The 821-nt window shown below is 40.0% G+C and carries 1 protein-coding gene; it reads left to right on the forward strand.

The features are described from left to right. Window positions 1-14: 14 nt before the first annotated feature. The gene (locus ACS8FC_RS16325; protein ID WP_439297549.1) at window positions 15-476 is read left to right on the forward strand and encodes a DMT family transporter; all 462 of its coding nucleotides are present in this window, start codon (window positions 15-17) and stop codon (window positions 474-476) included. The last annotated feature ends 345 nt before the right edge of the window (window positions 477-821 follow it).

Genomic DNA, 821 nt, shown 5'->3' on the forward strand with positions numbered 1-821 from the left:
GGGTAGACCACATGATGCTTATTTTAATGATTGTATTAGCGATAATTGGTGGTGCTACTTTGAGTGTACAAGCGGCATTGAATGGTCGGTTGGGTAGTAATGTTGGCGTGTTCAAAAGTGCGTTTTTGACATTTTCTGTTGGTGCCGTGGTGACGGCCTTGCTGATTTTCTTCTTTGAGCCAAATCACGCGGTTACGTTGATGGATGTACCTAAATGGCAGTTGCTTGGCGCATTGTGCGGTGTGCCTTATATCGTCATCATGGTAGTTGCCGTACAGCGTATTGGCACAGCTGTGGCTACGGTGGCGGTGATCTTTGGTCAGCTGAGCATGAGCGTACTCATTGATAACTTTGGTTGGCTCGGTAATAACGCCATCAGTCTGTCAGGCAGTCGCATTAGTGCGTTGGTTTGCTTGGCGATTGCGCTGTACTTTATTTATTCGAGTAATAAACCTAAGCCTAAAGAGGTCAGTTAAATCCGTTCTCTTTTGAAAGTATGAAAATTTGCAAGCCCATAACCCCTGCTATTCGATTCAGTGTAGTAGAGGTTATGTATTTTAATGACTAAGACAATGCTTCATCACTCGTCTACAAAATCTAGCGGTATATTCCTATTGGTCTTAATCACTGACCATTATCTTCATTTCTCACTTTTTATTTCTCACTTTTTATTTCTCACTACTTTATGCGCTCAAATCTTCTTTATTTCAGTAGTCAGAACTACGACTATTCAGTTACATTCCCTTTTAAATTGTCAGTATAATGAATTTTATTCATCTTATATTAAAATAGTATCGTTTTTATTCATGTGAGGATTTGGG

The organism is Psychrobacter sp. 1Y4 (assembly GCF_051847555.1).

Bases quoted from the DNA above. Each gene is read 5' to 3' on its own strand.
- ACS8FC_RS16325 (WP_439297549.1), top strand. From the start codon at position 15: ATGCTTATTTTAATGATTGTATTAGCGATAATTGGTGGTGCTACTTTG.